Source organism: Ktedonobacter robiniae, assembly GCF_016587375.1.
Classification (GTDB): domain Bacteria; phylum Chloroflexota; class Ktedonobacteria; order Ktedonobacterales; family Ktedonobacteraceae; genus Ktedonobacter; species Ktedonobacter robiniae.
On the sequence record NZ_BNJG01000002.1, the window covers coordinates 520,967 to 536,478 of the forward strand.

Here is a 15,512-nt window from a genome sequence, read left to right on the forward strand (position 1 = left end):
ACGACCGGTCGGCTGGCCTCCATTCCCTCAATCGCTTCGTTTCCTGCGACGACCGAGAGCTGGACCTCATATCCAGTTCTCGGTCGTCGCAGACAGACAGGCCCGCAGCCGGGCTTGTAGGGTCAAGTCCATGATCATTGGGCAGTCGGGAGAGGAGCATCCATCCTGGAGTACACATCCATAGTAAAGCCTCCATCTACCGGCGTATAGGTTCCGGTGAGGAACCTGCTGTCATCGCTTGCTAGGAAGGCAATGACGTGGGCAACATCATCAGGTTGTCCCATGCGGCGAAGTGGTGTGAAGCTCCTGAACGTTTGCTTGACCTGCTCCGGGAGGAAGGCTGTCGCATCGGTTTCGGTGAGACTGGGAGCAATGACATTCACTGTCACCCCAAGAGGACCAAACTCGTGGGCAATGTATCTGGCAAAGGTATCAAGTGCTCCCTTGGCTGTGCCATGGGCAATGAGCCCGTCCATAGGATATGTTCCCGGACCGGCTGAGAGATAAATGATCCGTCCAGTGTGTTGTGCGATCATGGAAGGAAGAACCGCTTTCGTCAGAAGAAATGCCGCCTTCAGTTCTTCGTTCACTTTCAGTGCAAAGCCCTCCCAGGAGGCTTCGGCAAAAGGGGAAAATTGAAAAGGAATATTGGCATTATTCACTAGAATATCTGCATAAGCACCAAAAGTGGCTTGCGTAAACTGCACGAGTGCGTCAACGGCTGCTTCCTCGCGTACATCTGCTTGAAAAGCGACAGCCTCACCTCCATTTGTCCGTATATCCGCAACAACGGATGAAGCTGCGGTTTCGTTACTCAGATAATTGACGATGACCTTCGCACCACGCTGAGCAAGGAGCTTTGACGTTGCTGACCCAATTCCACGGCTGCCTCCAGTCACAATCGCTATTTTTCCATTGAGATTCATGTTCTTCTCCTTTATTGGTACTCTCTTTTCGGGCTCTTTTCTGCTTGTGCAAAAAGGGCTTCTTGCACAAGCATAGTGAACCATGGTAGTTTTGTAAAGTAGTTTTAAAAAAGTGCAATAGTTTCCGAAAATGAACTAAAGGAGATCATGCATGAGCGAACAGACCTGCCCTGGCTCGATCGAGCGCCTCGTGGAGATCTTAGAAGGGAAGTGGACCCTTCTGCTCCTACGTCATCTGTTCAATGGTGTTACACGTTTTGGCGTATTGCGTCGGATGCTCCACCCGATTAGCCCGAAGACCCTTACCGATCGATTACGTCTGTTAGAAGAGCGAGGCATCGTGACGAGAACGATTTACTCGGAAGTGCCTTTGCATGTGGAATATCAGTTGACCGAAAGGGGAAGACGCCTCGAGCCTCTTTTTGTAGCCATGGGTGAATGGGTTCGGTCGGAAGATTCCGGTCCAGAAAACGAACTGATAAGTACGTCTCTCTCGTCATAACATGCCTTTTCTTCAGGGAGCTTTCAGTGAAAGCTCCCTCGAAACTCTTGAAAGCTCAACAAGGAAAGATTGCCATTCAGCAAAAAAGCGCCAACGATGCCGTCAACCAGGTAACGCAGGCAATCGATGAGGCGGGAGAAGCCAGGCCGAATAAAAAATCGCTCCTTGATTACCTCGTCACTGCCAGGTCTCTCCTGGAAGGTGCCAGCGCAGTAGCAGGATTGGTGCCCGTGATTACCGGTGCAATTGAAACCATACAAAAGTTATTTTAATGATCACATTTGATCAAAAAGGCCAGAACGTTCAGACACAGTATAATGCTGAACGCATCACTATTTATCAGCGCATAGAGAATGCTATTGGCAATTTCAGGTCTCCTGACGCCAACCGAGCGCGGTTCTTAGTCCGTCTGTATGCCCGCTACTCCGCTATTCTTGCGCAATCCTTACAAGGAGCAATGCTCTTTGCGCTTGGTTTACATACCAGGTTGGAGGCGGTGAATTCGCCAACGCGTCTCGTCTTTCGCCATCTGGACACGGAGGAACGCGCGTTACCACAGGATACGTCGATCACACAGGTGTATGACGAAGCGGGAGGAGAAATCCTGCTACTGGGCGAACCTGGTTCCTCTGAAAGAGCTGGAGAAAGAGACAAAAACACCCCCCTGTGGGTCAAGTGACCCAAGAGAACCTCATCCGCAAGCTCGTATGCTGGAAGCAGGATTAAGCGATCTGAGTAGGGGTCAGCGTCACCTGATATCCCAACCGTTCAAGCTGCCTGGTTGCCCGTCGCTCAGCATGCTTGCGATCTAATTCCGAAAAGTAGTTTGCTCCTCTTTCCTGATAGGGCTCACCAGTCGTGAGCATGTGATAGTAGATCACCAGAATGCTGTGAGCCACCGCCACGACAGCACGTTTGTTGCCACGACGAGCAGCAATCTGATGATACTGTGCCGAGAGATAGCTGTGCTTGGTTCGAGCGGCGGCATTGGCGGCTTGAACCAGCATCGCTTTAATCCAGCGATTGCCTTTGCGAATGCGTCCACTTTTGCGTTTGCCTCCACTCTCGTTATTGCCAGGACAAATGCCCACCCAGGAGGCGAGGTGAGCGGCATCCGGAAAAGGAGACACATCCGAGCCTATCTCAGCCAGGAGAACTTCGATGATTCGACGGCTACACCCAGGAATAGCATCGAGCCGCTGAATCAACGCCTCCTGAGGGCGCAAGCGCTCCTCAATCTCCCTGTCCAGGCGCGAAATTCCCCGATCATGTCGCTCGATCAGGGAGAGCAGTTCCTGCAAGAGGAGGCGGTGATGGTCCCTCAGGCGTCCACGCAGCGCTTGTGCCAGCGCGTCACGTTTGCTCATCGCACGTCCCAGAGCCAGATCTGCTAACACGGCTGGATCTTCCTCTCCGCGAAGGAGAGCCGAGAGAATCTGCTGTCCTGATTTCCCCATGATATCCGTCAACACGGACGAGAGCTTCAGATTGGTATCTTCCAGCGTTTTGTGGAGCCGATTCACCAGCCGGGTTCGCTCGGCGATCAGAGTTGTGCGCAGACGGGTCAGATCACGAAGCTCTCGTTGTTGGGGTGACGGGATAAAGCTGGGTTTGAGGAGCCCAAACTGCAAGAGTTCGGCGATCCACTCCGCATCCTTTTTATCGGTTTTGCGACCTGGAACGCGTTTGAGATGTTCGGCATTGACAATCATGACCTGCTCAAAGTGCCCTTCCATGAGGTTGAAAGGGGACTTCCAATACACCCCGGTTGACTCCATCGCGATGGCCTGGCACCGCGCTGTTTTCAGCCAGTCAACGCACGAGAGTAATTCACTCGTCATCGTCGAAAAGCGCCGCAGCTCTTTGTGTTGCTGTCCTTTCTCATCGACAGCGAGCAAACATGCCACCAGAAATTGTTTGTGGACATCAATCCCGCAACAGCTTCGATACAGGACTTCCATCAGGGTTCCTCCTTCTGATACGCTGTGGTCAATGGTTAGCGATCAGCGACCAGGAAGTACCCGGCCTGTGAGGTTAGATTCCTCTACGTGCTTCTGGAAAAGAGCGACAACTGGCGGTGCAAACGGGTACCTGGAGACAGCTTCGGGCTCACGCTCATGTTCATAACTGGGCGTCCGTTCTCACCTGGCCGCGATCTCTCCAGTATATCCTCTTTCATCCCTGGTGGTGTCCCGGCACGGGGCATGCTGCTTCGGGCAAAAGCACGCTCCTCCTTACCCTTGCTCTCAGCCTGATTGAGCGGGCACAGGCAGACGATCTTCAACACCTACCAGTCATTTTCAACCTCGCTTCCTGGGCTGAAAAACGCCAGGCGTTGGAAGAGTGGCTGGTCGAAGAGCTTTTCATAAGCTATCAGGTTCCTCGCAAGCTGGGTAAACGCTGGCTGGAAGACGGCCTGATTCTTCCATTGCTTGATGGGCTAGATGAGGTGGTCGATACGGCCCGCAGCGCATGCATCGAGGCGATCAATACCTATCGTAGAGCGCACCTGACGCCGCTGGCAGTCGCGAGCCGCACGACCGAATATTTCTTACAACAGAAGCTCCTGGAATTACAGGGGGCAATTGCGTTGCAGCCGCTTAGCACGGAACAGATCGACGGCTATCTGGCCATGGCTGGTGAGCAAGTAGCCACGCTCCGCGCCGCCATGCAGCAGCATGGGCTGCTACGAGAATTAGCCCAATCCCCCCTCATGCTCAATGTATTAATGCTCACCTACCGCAACGCGCCAGAAGACAGCCTGCCGAGCACTGGCACAGCAGGGGAATTACAGCAACGAATTCTCGCAGCATATGTGGATCGTATGTTGCAGGTGTCTCAAGCGAAAAAAGATATCCTTGCGTGGCTCAGCTGGTTGGCCTGCGGCATGCGGCAACACAACCAGGTAGTATTCTATATCGAGACCCTTCAAGCAAGCTGGCTCTCCAGAGAGCGCCTACGGCAGACCTATACCTGGCTGGCAATACGTTTCGTAGCATGCTTTCTTGGCATACTGGTCAGTTTCGCGGTCAGCGCTTTTTTCATCAGCAACGGACCAGGCACACTCGTATTTATCGTCTGTCTGGGTATCTTCATGGGCCTCAGCTTCATCCGAGGGGCTACTTTAGAGGAAAACCATCGTGTGCCTGCTTTTACGCGCTGGCCGGGAGCACTCATCGCAGGCGTTGGTTTTGCGGTGCTCTTCGGCTCATTGTACTCGCTTGTAGAAGCGCTGATTGCAGGACTCATCGGAGTGGTGTATGGTGCCGTACTCCAGAGAGCATTAGAACCGACCCGCACGACGGGAAAGACGATGCTGACCGGACAAGGATCGAAAGCTCCTATCAGGCAATTTCTCGTAAAACAGGTGTGGCTGCGCAACGGCCTTCTTGTTGGATTGGCAACCACCCTCAGTTTTGGCCTATGCTACGGAGTATTTAGTCTTTTTCTCACTGGCACACCAACAGGACAGGCATCCAACGGGTTCTATGCTGGATTGCTCTTCGGACTGCTTTATGGATCATTCTTTGGATTGATCTTTGGCATCACCGGTGGTATTCTCAGCAGACTTCTGGTTGGCAGAAATTGGGAGATTCAACCAGCGGACCTGGTTACCTGGTCCTGGTGGAGTGTGAGAAACCATCTCGGCTCAAAACGTCAAATCGGGATTGTAGCAGGCATTGTCGCAGTATTTGCACTCATAGGAGCATACTCATATATAGCGCCCAAGTGGCTAGAAATGTATTTCTACGGGTATCTTGGCTTCGCAGGGAATCGCCCTACCAGCCTTCTCAGTTTTCTCCTTATGGGTCTCCTCTTCGGGCTGCTCTACTGGCTTGTGTCGGGGTTCTATCAGGGATTATCGAGTGAGACGATCGACAACGACCGGCGGACAAGACCCAACCAGGGCATTCGCCGCTCACTGAGCAACGGCCTGCTCTATGGCTTCATAGGCCTGCTCGTCATAGGAGTGGTTCACCTCGCTCTCGCATGGATTCAGATGCAGGGGAATCATACCATTTCCTTCCTGGGCTATTTTCAAAGCAACTGGGAAGGGGTTGTCAGTGTTGCACTTATAGCGGCCCTTTTCAATGGCTGGCTCGTCAGCTTCCAACATCATGTGTTGTCTTTCCTGCTCACACGCAAAGACGGAATGCCCCAAAAGTTGTCATCGTTCCTTAACGGTGCAGCACACCATATTTTGCTCTACAGGGTCGGCGGCGGTTATGCCTTTACGCATAAGGTGTTCCTTGATTATTTTGTGTCCCTGGCACCAGGGGCAAAGGCTGAGCCCCCCACCGGGACAACGCCGACGCCCCAACATACACCTGTGGCACCCGGGCGGGCACAAACAAAGCGACCCGGGCAACGATTAGGCATTATGCTGGCATTCCTCGCGTACCTGGTGTTGCTCATAGCGCTTATGGCCCCACGCATCCAGAACGAGACCAAGGCATATCAGATCAGCGTCACTAATACGCGCACAGCGTATTTCCTCCAACAGACGGCAACGGTCAAAAACAAGCACCCATATCCAAGCTACTTACCCGGGCAAGGGAAACTGGTCCAGTATAACTTACTGGCAATGTCGGGGATGTGGAGCGTTCCTTTCACCGATGCAAATGCGGGGGGGACGTGCTATATGAAGCCAGACGGAGAACATGTCATAGAAGACAAAACCCATCACGCTTATGGGTGTGCAATACAAGATCCACCCGAAAATTTCGCATTGCAAGTACAGATGAGCATCCTCCAAGGGGATTGCGGAGGCGTGGGATTTCGTGGCGGGTCAGAAAATGGCTATGAATTTCTCGTCTGCTCTGATGGGCTCTATGCACTACGCAAATATGAGGGCACAGGGAACGAAGCAACAGTGAAGGTCATATTTTCGCAACATGATAGCACTGGCGCGATCCACCAGGGGATAGGGAAAAGCAATATCGTGACGCTTCAGGTACAAGGCAACATGTTCCGGTTCTATGTGAATAAGAACCAGCTCGTCAAAATTCAGGGTGAGAATAGTAGTCTGAAGACTGCCGGGTTGGTTGTCCTGGCAGGGACAATGCCGACACAGGTAACCTATACCGAAATGATGGTGTGGCAACTTGTGTCAATCCAGGATCGCCAGCGCTGAATTGGCCTGCTGGACAGAAAAGAGCTCAGAATGGTAAGACGCGCCGACCCACTGGCGCAGACGTTTGTGCTCAGGATGCTTGGGATTCCGCAATGCCTCAAGGAAAGAAGTGTATCCACCTATCCCACCGACACCCTCTGGAGGACATGCCCGTTCACCAGACAGGCAACGAGGCGTGATCCAAAAAGCATCCTCATTTCTATTTTCCTCTTGGAGATGCTCGATCTTTTCAATCGTAATCTGGTGCATCCAGCTATCTCCCAGGTCATATTCGTAGGTCAACGTCAGCCACTCAGCCCAGACAGTTGCATCAAGTTTTGTGCGTCGGCTATCCCTGATGCGCATATCTGCACTTTCCCAATCAGGATCAGGAAGACCATACACCATTGTTTTCTTATTGATGGTTAACCTGAACAAATAGAGATGGGAGTTTTCCCACCCCATGACCACCTGAAGCATTTTATGGAGGGTGTGAAGACTGATGGCACCAGGCACGACCATTTCGCGCCAAATCGGTGGTTCAATGCCAGTCAACTGGACATGCAGGTAATAGCAGCTCTCTGACTGATAACTTCCCAAGTGCGTCTCCTCTTCTATATATGTTGTTTTCTAGTAAATCAGGTTAAGCGCAGAGAAATCAAGAAAGCCAAAAATCCCAAAGGGTAGCCTACAGTGAGCATTCAAGCATCCGAAACATATTTCTAGGAAATATGCTTCTTCTGGCGAGTCCTACATCAGCATCTCGTGGGAAGATCCAGTTATTTTGAGATAATGTCCCGTGCTATTTGAACAAGGCACGGATGAAAGGAATCAGTATTCTCTATCACATGCAAGGGATAGACCCATTGAGAATCGGCATACTCTTCATTAAGTTGCACATTCGCTTTTTCTTCATCAGTCAGATTGACGGATGTTGTGATTGAGAACATATGGCATCCGTTCGTTGTTGGCTCCCATGCTCTTGTATCCCAGATCTGACTATAGTAGCCGATAATATTTCGGAGGCGGTCTTCGGGAATATCAAGGTGCAATTCTCGTCGCAAATTCCGCCGTAATGCCTGCTCAATAAGCTCACCTTTGCGCATCCGTCCTCCTATAACCCACCAGTCGGGATGGGGTTCCCATGCCCGCTTGGCAATCAACCACAACCCTTGATGCAAGAGAGCAGCATCAGCACAACAAATTACGAGCGCATCCAATGCTGCTGCATAGGTTGAATCTGGCAGGAACGTTCCTGGTTTTTGTTGTTCTCCCGTCACATATTGACGATTCGGATACTCTCTGACAGGTTGGCGATACATTGTTTCTCCCTTATGAATGAATCATCACACCTAACCGAATGACCTCGATGTTTTTGCTATCGAGCTGGCTCAGTTGTCCTTGTAATCCGGCAATGCGCGTGATGTGGATACGGGACTTTATTTGCTTCATTCTGGCGAACGCATCTTGTGCTGGAGTGGCTGCGGCATCAATCAATCCCAGATTGGCGTAGGCTTGTGCCCAAAGATAATCGGTATAGGCATTTTTCCGTGTCATGTCCCCTTCTTCTGGAAGGTCCATCAGGTCTGTAAGTTCCTGGAGGGCTTCGCGGGACCAGCCTGCTTCCAGCATTGCGGCTACTTTTGTGTTACGATAGGTTCGCTCGGTGATTCTAATCGAGAACTCCTCCTCAAGGATATCTCTTGTCTCTGTTATTATTTTCCCACCAGCCTTGAGGTGAGCCAGCGCAGTTCGTTTTGCCTCCCGATTTCCTTGTGCCAGATGTGCCTTTGCGTATCCCTCATCGAATAACATCACGCCGTGTAACGCTTCGGGAAGCCGCTCAAGATTGCGTATCCTGGTATAGCAGTCAATGGCTGCCAGATAATCAGTATTCGCTTGTCTTCTTTTTTGATGCGCACCTGTGCTATTCCCTCTTGCAGCCTCCATTTTTGCTTGAGCTTCGAATACCGTTCCTCTATCGCGGAGCACACTACCAATCCGAAGCAACGTCACCGCGAGCAAATGAGGACGTCCAGCCCTTTCAGCTAAAATAGCTGCTTTTTCTAATTCTACAATTGCTGTATCATACCGACCCTGATCACGTAAGATATGTGCAAAAAGATGGTGATAGCGACACAGTACTGCCCGTACCTCTTTCTCATCGTCCCCACTGACGTAGGGTAACGTAGTCGTGAGATCTGCCATAGCAGCGGCAATCTGGGTCAGGCGGTCTTGCGCAGTGCCAGTATGGTTGCGATTCCAGAGGGTTTTGAGACGATCTGTGTAGATTGCCAGATCGAAAGTTGCATCTTTTTCTCTTGTTTCTCCGGCATGTGGCGTGATCGGTACATCCTGGTACTGTTGGAGCAGAATTTCCTCAAGGGTGACAATGCCTAATGCTACTGGTGGAATATCGAGCAACAAAGCCAGCACGCGGCGGCGCGCAATGGAGTCTAGCCCGATATTCCTTTTTTCCATGTCTCGTATGGCTTTCTCTGTCATGCTGAGCGCTCGTGCAAGTCCTTTTTGGCTGCGCAAGGGGTGTTCTTTTTGCTTCATCTTACGATGTGACCTGGCGGTCTGTCCAGGATCGGTTTCATCCTCAATAGAAGCCAGCCCGAAGAGAATGGGGGGGATGTTAAACAACAGTGCCAGTCTGCGACGAAGAGAAATCGAGTCGAGTCCAACATCGTGGCTCTCCAGGTAACACACCGCCCGTTCCGTCAGACCTAACTCCTGTGCCAGGCGCTTCTGTGTCCAGGTCGCATCAGTATGCTTTTTTTGTTCTCGATACCAGCGTGCAGTTCTGCCAGGGCGCGGGAATCCGTCCGTTCCCATCTCGACTGGAGAGAGAAGTCCGAAACGTGCCCAATCAACACTTTCCATCGTGCATGCCTATCCTTCTCTGGTACGTTTTCTTACCAAGAGTATACAAAAGATGCTGTCTACCATGCAATTCGAAAAGCGCACCTCAAATTTCAGTATGTCTCTCACCTGTATTAAAGGAATTCCCCTTAGGACATAATATCGGCACTCATTATTTTAGAACAGAAAATGTATTCAAGAATGGACATCAGGAAATGCACGACCGAAAGAAAAAGCCAACACTGGAACAGATACGAACCCTCTTCCCCTTCGACGTGCCCGATCTTGCGCGAGCCACAAGAGTAGAAACTAGTATTGTCTATCAGGCATTACTTCAGCGCCCCATCCATCGCCAGGATACGGAAAAGATCCTTCAGGCGTTCTCCAACCACACCAGGCTCACACTGACCTTGGAGAATATCGACATGGTGCTCTGGGAAGAATATTTGGCCCTCTGGCTTCTCCGCGCCTCCGCCTCAATGCAACAGCAGGAAGGATGGGAAGAAGGAGGCAACGATGCCTACCATTTCGTCTATGCCCGTGACAAGTTGGAGGTAGCATTTCGTGCTCAAACCTAGCTTGTCCAGCATCCTCATCACACCTTTACTCCGTGCCCAAACGGCTTTCAGATTGGACCTGTGCGTGTGCCAGGTCTTTGCCCTGATGAACTGGTGGGTACAGAAGCACTCCCATACCCATTTTGACCATAGTGACAACTCTCGATATAGAAAGGATGATCATCTCTCACCATGAATACCATCCAGCCACCCAACATGGCGCGCCTTTTACTGCTTGACAACCAGCGCGTCACGCTCAACGAAACCTTACACCATCTCCTGGCTCACCACGCTGGCCGAGCCCTTGATCTCTGTACGACACGTCTCACCCTGGAAGGGTGGGCACTTGTCCGTGAAGGTCTCCAACAGGTAGGAAACCTTCGCCTCCTCCTTCATCCTGAGACCCTCACCACCATTGAGGATGAGTCTCTGGAGAACATGCACCATTCGTCAGGCAACGAGTGCTCTAAAGCCCCTCAGGAGGAACAACTCACGCAGATTGAAGCTCTGATCGCCTTCTTGCATCAGGAGCACGTGGAGGTCCGCCTTGCCGAGCACACGCACCTTCATGCCCGATGCTTTCTCTTCTACGCCGACCAGGATAGCGCATGTATCGCCCCACAGACTGCAATCGTCGGCTCATCCGATCTCACCCGAGCAGGGCTCCTCATCAATGCCGAACTCAACATTATGCATAGCGCTCACCTCACCCACGAGGACATCTCGCTCAAGCGCCTTCGAGGGCTCTTAGAGCGAGAGGAACGCACCCTCCTGCTCCAATGTTCCCAGGAGCAGCGTCTGCTCGCCGCCCGGCTCCCTACCCTTTTGCTCCTGGAACACCTCACCACCTGGTTTGCCCACCACTGGGAGCACGCCACCGACGGCAAACACCGCCTTATCACCCACATGCAAGCGCATAAAGCGCAGTACTATGACGCGCCCATCAAGCAACACGGCCAAACTGGTGGAGCACCAGAAGAAGCGCAATCACCACACGAGAATCATGGCACTGTTCCCCTCTCAGATATCCCTCGTGAGGAAACGTGGGCAGAGCATGACTATATGCAGCATCAACGCGATTGATGCGAAGAGAGATACGCTTGTCATTTTGTCAGGTTGAGAGGAGTGAAGAAGAGGAAGGGAAAGATGTTTCACGCCTCCCATCGTATTTATGCCGAAAGCAGCACGCATGGCCCCCTGCTGCTTGATCCACTGGCCTCCGCCGAACAGGCTCGCGTCATCACGCAATATCACATGCTCGCCTCAGCCCTCAAGGAGCCCTTACCCGAACTGGAAGAGCTAGGCATTACCACGTCCACCTCACCACACCTCATTCTGGATCTGGGATGTGGGCCAGGAGGCACCTGGGCCTGTGATATGGCCTTTCACGATCCCTTCTGTCTGGTCTTTGGCGTCTCGGCCCTTGCCCCTTACGTCCGGCAAGCCAACACCTTTCGCCAGATACAGACCCAGACACGTGTCCAATTTCTCCAGATGGATTTTGCCAGGGAGCTATGCTGCCCTGCCAACTTCTCCACGCTTATCAACGGTCACTTCTTACGCACCTTTCTCACCCAGGCAGGCTGGCCCCGGCTGCTCCGGGAGTGCTGGCGTGTCCTGCGCCCTGGAGGTCTCCTCCGCCTCACGGAATGCATCGCTGCCTTCTCAAACAGCCCCGCCTGTGAAACGCTGACTCATTACTACGAGCAGGCCCTTGCTGTGCGCACACAGACACTCCCCTCTCAGCACGAAGAATGCCAGGAGGGCTCAGGCCTTGCCAGTATACCTTTGCAACACACACGCCTCTTCGAACACCTGCACGACGTTGGCTACTGTGGCATTGAAGAACAACGGAGTCTGCTCGACTTTTCGGCGGGCACGCTCTACCAAGCCAGTATGCGCACCAATGCCGAATCCTTCTTTTACCAGCTTGCCCCAGTGTTCTACCAGACCACCGACCTGACCCCGAAGAGGTTTGAGGAGATCTTTGAGCAGATGCGAGCAGAGATGAGCGCCCCCACCTTCAAGGGGCACTGGACCCTCTCTCGTGTCCATGCTTATAAATCAGGAGGAGCACAATGAGCCTACAACAGAGCATTCACCTTCCCTCACCACAAGGCCTGCTCTTCTTTGAAAAGAACGAGCACCCGGCACATGACAAGCCATCCCACCTCCTCATGCCACAGGTGCGTGAGGACGTGGGATGCCAGGCCCCTCGTGCACACAAGGGAGCGTTCTATCCCTTCTATACCCCCTCGGATCCTTTGGTCCTCGATGAGGAGGTGTTGGTGTCGCCGGTGCATCCTCTGGAATGGCGGCGGCGCTGCCAGCAGGCGCGTCTGCTCGTACAGCATTTCCGTACGCCGCTTCCCGAGCAAGGCGAGGGCCTCCAGATGAAGCGCGTACTGGAACTCGGAACAGACCCTCACGGCGAGTGGCTGCGACAGTTGGCCTCAAGGAGGCCAACCACGGAGATCATCGGCGTCACCTCACAGGTGATCTACGCCAGACAGGCTGCCTTCTTTGCCGCCGTCCAGGGATGCCGCCATGTCTCTCTTCAGATCTGTCCACTCACCCGACCTCTTCCCTTCCCGGCCGAGAGTATGGACCTCATCAGCGGACGTTTCCTCCATGCGACTCTTCCTGAGTACGCGTGGCCGTTGGTGCTTGACGACTGTTTTCGGCTCCTTCGACCAGGCGGAGTGTTGCGCCTGTTGGAGTGTGTGCAAGGAGCGAGTACCAGCGCTGCTGCTGGCACGCTGTGTGCCTCCTACTGGCACCAGATGGACAGGCTGCGAGCGGCGGCTCGCCCATCACTCCCAGGAACACGAACAATGCGTCTCTCTCGACCTGAATGCCTCCCCACTCGGATGGAGAAGAGAGGCTTTGTCTCTGTTGAGCAACACGAGAGCCTGCTCGACTTCTCTGCCGGAACACCCTTTCATAGCACGCTCCGTGAGCAGGCCGATGACTTCTATCAGCTCGTGGCGCCACTCTGCACCCGTCAAGATACGCCTCTTTCTCGCGAGGCCTATCAACAGATCTATCACGAGATGCAATTGGAGCTCCTCGAACCCACCTTTCGTGGGTACTGGCACCTCTGCACCATCTGGGGCTACAAGCCCTCGGGACGCGTACCACGAACGATCCCCACCATGCAGGTAAAACACCCAATCCCGCAGTTCCTTCGACCATGCTCCCAGCTATGTTCCCTTTTCATCACGTAGGAGGGAACACAGCTACGCGAGAAAGAGCAGCCAAGCAAGAAGAAAAAGCAAGAGATCAGCACAGAGAAATCATCACACCAAGAACAAGGAGAGACACCATGCAGCACAGACACATGACACCGACCGCACACGTCTATCACCTACCACTCGCCGCCTTAATTGAGCAGATGCGCACTGCGCAAGCAACCCTCTCCATTTCTGCCGTCCTTCCCCCATCTGTGCCTGTTGCCACACGCTCGGAGGGGCAGGAGATCGTCGCCGAGCTGTCCTTTGAGCAGGGAAGGATCACGCGCTGCCAGATGTGCCTGCGTACGAGTGGCCGCGTGCTCATGCAACAGCGTGAAGCCTTCCAGGTCCTGAACGGAGTCAGCGCACTTCCCTGGCAGATTCACGCACCCCAGCACGATCATGAGGCAGAAGCAGCGCCACGGAAGCGCCTGTCAATGTTCCGCTCCAGGCCGTTCCTGTTGAGCAAGCGCCTCTGGCTGCGCTCCCTATGCGCATACGCCACGTCTTTTTGCTCAGTAATGGGCAACGCACTCCCCAGGACATTGCGAACGTGTTGCGATTGCCGCTCGATGAGGTTGAGCACTTCATCCAGATCCTTCAGAAGCGCAACCTGATGACCTGGCAGTTGAGAGCATCCTGAGCGTGTCGCCCAATGGTCTTCACATCGTGGACACAGGCGTTTTCTCATCTCAATCCCGACAGACGGCCTCACTGAACACAGGAGAGAAACAAGAATCTATGAACGCAGAAGACACCAGAGGAACCGTGCCATTGCACCCGCCTCACATCCTCCTCCTTGGTACTCGGGAAGAAGCGCGCATGCTTCGGCCACAACTGCGAGGAGGACAGCTCAAGGTCACGCATCTGGTGCATCTGGGAAGTAGTGCCGCCGCCATGACGGTACGGCTGATGCAACACGATGTCTGGCTTGCCTGCTGTACATGCTCACGTGAGGTCCAACAGATTCGTCAGATCACGCCTCGCACACCCCTGGTGATCTGTTCCGATCAGGGGGAGGAAGCGCACATCGTCAGTATGCTCGATGCTGGCGCCGACGATTATGTCTTCTTTTCCTGTGGCAAACAGGAGCTGCATGCCCGCTTACACGGGCATGCCAGGCGCCATCGAGCGTCTCTGACATCATCATGTGACGCATCAAAACATCTTGGCCCGTGCTCTGTGCTTGAAAGTGAGGATCGGCAGATTCGCTTACTGTGCCTGGAGCGATGTGTCGTTGTTCGTGGGCAGATGCTCCGTTTAACGCCCATCGAATGCGCATTGCTACTCACCCTCATGCGCGATGGGGGAAAAGTGCTCTCTCATCAATCGTTGCTCTATGCTGTCTGGGGCCAAGGGTATCACGAGGAAGTGGACTATATTCGTGTCTACCTCCATACATTGCGACTCAAACTGGAAGATGATCCGAGACATCCCACCTATCTTGAGACCATTGCAGGAGTGGGATATCGGTTCCGCCAGCCATGCATCTCTCTGTGATAAGCATGTATAGCATCGCTCATTGTTGTTTTTACATGTTGCCATTAGCCCCACAATGAGACGATGAGGTGCGCACCTGCCTGATTCGATTGGCGTCGTAATTTCGCCGCAATGCGTGTTCCCCGCACCAGGACATCTGCCTCCAACTCCAGCCGGGCCTGCCCATTTGCCAGTCCCTTGGGAGCCTTGACAAGCAGATACATCCACCTGGTTCCCAGGACTCCAGACGGTGAATCACTTCTATAGTCCCAACTCGGATCAAAGCTTGTGCCGAGGGCAGCGCTAATAATGGGAATGTGTGCAAGGCTCTCGAACCCAAATTCTGCGCTGCCAAGACTTGCCTCCAGTTCTTGAAACTTGAGTAAGGGACTCAGTGTCACTTTGATCTGGCGTTTTGCCCCCTCCTGCATCACCTGCTGGGGATAGAAATCAAAAGCCATTGGGTGCTCCCTGGTTGTTAGATGAGGAAGGAGATTCACACAGAAACGAGCCCACTCCACGCGGCTCTCCTCGTGGAGTGGGCGAAAAGAGCAGGAGAAACGGACCAGATAGAAATCTGCCTGTTTAAGCTTGGTCTGAATAGGGCGCGGCAACGTCTTAGATGTATACAGGTCTTGAAGAGGCCACGTCTCGGGCTGGCCGATGCTCACCACCGGCAGGATGCGCAACGCATCGTGAGAGGTGAGCTTCACTCCTCGGCTCTGCCAATCACGTGCAGATTGCTGAAGAGCATCATCGCTTACTGGTTCCAGTTGGCCCTCAAGCAGGATCTGCTCAATTGTTTCAGGGGTTGTTATCCACATGAATCATCTC

The 15,512-nt window shown here is 53.2% G+C and carries 16 protein-coding genes; 10 read left to right on the top strand and 6 right to left on the bottom strand.

Going from position 1 to position 15,512, the window contains the following annotated elements; genetic code table 11:
* Positions 1–134 precede the first annotated feature (134 nt).
* On the bottom strand, positions 135–926 hold the full coding sequence (locus JMJ04_RS22800; RefSeq protein ID WP_201372764.1) for an SDR family NAD(P)-dependent oxidoreductase: 792 nt from the start codon (positions 924–926) through the stop codon (positions 135–137).
* Positions 927–1,077: 151 nt separating this feature from the next.
* Here JMJ04_RS22800 and JMJ04_RS22805 point away from each other — a divergent pair, with 151 nt between their 5' ends.
* Genes JMJ04_RS22805 through JMJ04_RS22815 form a run of 3 tightly spaced genes read left to right on the top strand, consistent with a single transcriptional unit; the run spans position 1,078 to position 2,107 of the window.
* Entirely contained in the window at positions 1,078–1,428 is a 351-nt protein-coding gene (locus tag JMJ04_RS22805) for a winged helix-turn-helix transcriptional regulator (protein ID WP_201372765.1), read from the top strand.
* Between the two features lie 26 nt (positions 1,429–1,454).
* Entirely contained in the window at positions 1,455–1,700 is a 246-nt protein-coding gene (locus tag JMJ04_RS22810) for a hypothetical protein (RefSeq protein ID WP_201372766.1), read from the top strand.
* Positions 1,700–2,107: a hypothetical protein gene (locus JMJ04_RS22815; RefSeq protein ID WP_201372767.1), complete on the top strand. Its 408-nt coding sequence runs from the start codon at positions 1,700–1,702 to the stop codon at positions 2,105–2,107. The genes JMJ04_RS22810 and JMJ04_RS22815 overlap by 1 nt, the downstream gene beginning before the upstream one ends.
* Before the next feature lie 43 nt (positions 2,108–2,150).
* Here JMJ04_RS22815 and JMJ04_RS22820 read toward each other — a convergent pair whose 3' ends face one another.
* Positions 2,151–3,389, bottom strand: coding sequence for an IS110 family RNA-guided transposase (locus tag JMJ04_RS22820; RefSeq protein WP_201371172.1), 1,239 nt, complete (start codon positions 3,387–3,389; stop codon positions 2,151–2,153).
* A 116-nt stretch (positions 3,390–3,505) separates the two neighbouring features.
* On the opposite strand from JMJ04_RS22820, the gene JMJ04_RS22825 reads away from it, so the two are divergent.
* Entirely contained in the window at positions 3,506–6,562 is a 3,057-nt protein-coding gene (locus JMJ04_RS22825; RefSeq protein ID WP_201372768.1) for a hypothetical protein, read from the top strand.
* Here the strand turns inward: JMJ04_RS22825 and JMJ04_RS22830 are convergent.
* The 3 genes from JMJ04_RS22830 to JMJ04_RS22840 form a co-directional block, all read right to left on the bottom strand.
* The gene (locus JMJ04_RS22830) at positions 6,539–7,141 is read right to left on the bottom strand and encodes a plasmid pRiA4b ORF-3 family protein (RefSeq protein ID WP_201372769.1); all 603 of its coding nucleotides are present in this window, start codon (positions 7,139–7,141) and stop codon (positions 6,539–6,541) included. The two genes, JMJ04_RS22825 and JMJ04_RS22830, sit on opposite strands and share 24 nt — an antisense overlap.
* Positions 7,142–7,320: 179 nt before the next feature.
* Positions 7,321–7,863 carry an NUDIX domain-containing protein gene (locus JMJ04_RS22835; RefSeq protein WP_201372770.1) on the bottom strand — a complete coding sequence of 181 codons (543 nt, stop codon included), beginning with the start codon at positions 7,861–7,863 and terminating at the stop codon, positions 7,321–7,323.
* 10 nt (positions 7,864–7,873) lie between these two features.
* A complete protein-coding gene (locus JMJ04_RS22840; protein WP_201372771.1) occupies positions 7,874–9,430 on the bottom strand; it encodes a hypothetical protein in 1,557 nt (518 codons plus the stop codon).
* Positions 9,431–9,624: 194 nt separating this feature from the next.
* Here JMJ04_RS22840 and JMJ04_RS22845 point away from each other — a divergent pair, with 194 nt between their 5' ends.
* From JMJ04_RS22845 to JMJ04_RS22870, 6 genes are all read left to right on the top strand, one after another.
* Entirely contained in the window at positions 9,625–9,987 is a 363-nt protein-coding gene (locus JMJ04_RS22845) for a hypothetical protein (protein ID WP_236038305.1), read from the top strand.
* Positions 9,988–10,158: 171 nt separating this feature from the next.
* Complete coding sequence (locus tag JMJ04_RS22850; RefSeq protein WP_201372772.1) at positions 10,159–11,049, top strand: phospholipase D-like domain-containing protein; 891 nt, start codon at positions 10,159–10,161, stop codon at positions 11,047–11,049.
* 63 nt (positions 11,050–11,112) lie between these two features.
* Positions 11,113–12,048 carry a class I SAM-dependent methyltransferase gene (locus JMJ04_RS22855; protein WP_201372773.1) on the top strand — a complete coding sequence of 312 codons (936 nt, stop codon included), beginning with the start codon at positions 11,113–11,115 and terminating at the stop codon, positions 12,046–12,048.
* Positions 12,045–13,193 (top strand): class I SAM-dependent methyltransferase, encoded by a 1,149-nt coding sequence (locus JMJ04_RS22860; RefSeq protein WP_201372774.1) that lies wholly within the window; start codon positions 12,045–12,047, stop codon positions 13,191–13,193. Before JMJ04_RS22855 ends, JMJ04_RS22860 begins: the two co-directional genes overlap by 4 nt.
* Positions 13,194–13,291: 98 nt before the next feature.
* Positions 13,292–13,816 (top strand): hypothetical protein, encoded by a 525-nt coding sequence (locus JMJ04_RS22865; protein ID WP_236038306.1) that lies wholly within the window; start codon positions 13,292–13,294, stop codon positions 13,814–13,816.
* Positions 13,817–13,940: 124 nt separating this feature from the next.
* Complete coding sequence (locus JMJ04_RS22870) at positions 13,941–14,699, top strand: winged helix-turn-helix domain-containing protein (protein WP_201372775.1); 759 nt, start codon at positions 13,941–13,943, stop codon at positions 14,697–14,699.
* Between the two features lie 44 nt (positions 14,700–14,743).
* Here JMJ04_RS22870 and JMJ04_RS22875 read toward each other — a convergent pair whose 3' ends face one another.
* Positions 14,744–15,502: a hypothetical protein gene (locus tag JMJ04_RS22875; RefSeq protein WP_201372776.1), complete on the bottom strand. Its 759-nt coding sequence runs from the start codon at positions 15,500–15,502 to the stop codon at positions 14,744–14,746.
* Positions 15,503–15,512: the final 10 nt, after the last annotated feature.

What these genes read in the sequence shown, in the direction of transcription:
- JMJ04_RS22875 (WP_201372776.1), bottom strand. Translation starts at nt 15,502, where the DNA reads ATGTGGATAACAACCCCTGAAACAATTGAGCAGATCCTGCTTGAGGGC.
- JMJ04_RS22870 (WP_201372775.1), top strand. Translation starts at nt 13,941, where the DNA reads ATGAACGCAGAAGACACCAGAGGAACCGTGCCATTGCACCCGCCTCAC.
- JMJ04_RS22800 (WP_201372764.1), bottom strand. Translation starts at nt 926, where the DNA reads ATGAATCTCAATGGAAAAATAGCGATTGTGACTGGAGGCAGCCGTGGA.
- JMJ04_RS22845 (WP_236038305.1), top strand. Translation starts at nt 9,625, where the DNA reads ATGCACGACCGAAAGAAAAAGCCAACACTGGAACAGATACGAACCCTC.
- JMJ04_RS22865 (WP_236038306.1), top strand. Translation starts at nt 13,292, where the DNA reads ATGCAGCACAGACACATGACACCGACCGCACACGTCTATCACCTACCA.
- JMJ04_RS22815 (WP_201372767.1), top strand. Translation starts at nt 1,700, where the DNA reads ATGATCACATTTGATCAAAAAGGCCAGAACGTTCAGACACAGTATAAT.
- JMJ04_RS22835 (WP_201372770.1), bottom strand. Translation starts at nt 7,863, where the DNA reads ATGTATCGCCAACCTGTCAGAGAGTATCCGAATCGTCAATATGTGACG.
- JMJ04_RS22805 (WP_201372765.1), top strand. Translation starts at nt 1,078, where the DNA reads ATGAGCGAACAGACCTGCCCTGGCTCGATCGAGCGCCTCGTGGAGATC.
- JMJ04_RS22850 (WP_201372772.1), top strand. Translation starts at nt 10,159, where the DNA reads ATGAATACCATCCAGCCACCCAACATGGCGCGCCTTTTACTGCTTGAC.
- JMJ04_RS22855 (WP_201372773.1), top strand. Translation starts at nt 11,113, where the DNA reads ATGTTTCACGCCTCCCATCGTATTTATGCCGAAAGCAGCACGCATGGC.
- JMJ04_RS22840 (WP_201372771.1), bottom strand. Translation starts at nt 9,430, where the DNA reads ATGGAAAGTGTTGATTGGGCACGTTTCGGACTTCTCTCTCCAGTCGAG.
- JMJ04_RS22860 (WP_201372774.1), top strand. Translation starts at nt 12,045, where the DNA reads ATGAGCCTACAACAGAGCATTCACCTTCCCTCACCACAAGGCCTGCTC.
- JMJ04_RS22820 (WP_201371172.1), bottom strand. Translation starts at nt 3,389, where the DNA reads ATGGAAGTCCTGTATCGAAGCTGTTGCGGGATTGATGTCCACAAACAA.